Genomic DNA, 1039 nt, shown 5'->3' with positions numbered 1-1039 from the left:
GTCGAACAGCTCCAGGCCCTCGGTGGCGGACAGCGCGACCACGCCGCCCCGGCTCATCCGGGACACATCGGCCTCGTCCAACTCACCGGTCATCCCGCTGAAGTCGGCCCACAGACCCCACGCCAGCGAGGTACCGGCCAGGCCGTGCGCCCGGCGGTGCTGGGCCAGCGCGTCCAGGTAGGCGTTGGCGGCGGCGTAGTTGCCCTGCCCCGCATTGCCGAAGACACCGGCGGCGGACGAGAACAGCACAAACGCCGACAGCTCGAGATCGCGGGTCAGCTCATGCAGATTCCACGCCGCATCCACCTTCGGACGCATGACATGGTCGACGCGCTCGGGGGTGAGGGAGCCGATCACACCGTCGTCCAGCACACCGGCGGTGTGCACGACGGCGGTCAGCGGATGGTCGGCGGGGACGTCGGCAAGGGTCGCGGCGAGCGCGTCCCGGTCCGCCACATCACACGCCGCCCAACGCACACTCGCGCCCAACTCTGCCAATTCCGTGCCGAGTTCTGCCGCGCCCGGGGCCTGGTCGCCACGGCGGCTCACCAGCAGCAGACGCCGTACGCCACGCTCCACCACCAAGTGGCGGGCCAGCAGACCGCCCAGCGTGCCACTCGCACCGGTCACCAGCACCGTGCCCTCGGCGTCGACATCGAGCGGCTGCCCGGCATCCACGACGGCCCGCGCCAGACGCGGCGCCCGCAGCACCCCGCCCCGTACGGCCACCTGCGGTTCACCCGACCCCAGCGCGTCCGGCACCGCCCGCAGCGAACCAGCCGCACCATCGACATCGACCAGCACGAACCGGCCGGGGTTCTCCGACTCGGCGGAGCGCACCAGCCCCCAAACGGCGGCATGGGCCAGATCGGCCACCGCCTCGTCCGCCCCGGCGGCCACGGCACCCGAGGTCACCAGAACCAGACGCGCATCCGCGAAGCGGTCGTCATTCAGCCACCGTTGCAGCAGGCTCAGCACCTGGGCAGTGGCACGGTGCACCACATCGGCGGGCGAGGAGCTTTCCCCAGTCCCGCCCCTT

Annotated in this window: 1 protein-coding gene; it reads right to left on the bottom strand. The window is 72.0% G+C overall.

The window, feature by feature from the left end; genetic code table 11:
• A partial coding sequence (locus KN815_RS48015; protein ID WP_216348055.1) for a beta-ketoacyl reductase occupies positions 1–1039 on the bottom strand: 1039 nt, incomplete at both ends.

Source organism: Streptomyces niphimycinicus, from assembly GCF_018883605.1.
Taxonomy (GTDB): Bacteria; Actinomycetota; Actinomycetes; order Streptomycetales; family Streptomycetaceae; genus Streptomyces; species Streptomyces niphimycinicus.
Note: the sequence above shows the minus strand (reverse complement) of the source record. Positions and strands in the feature narration are given on the sequence as shown.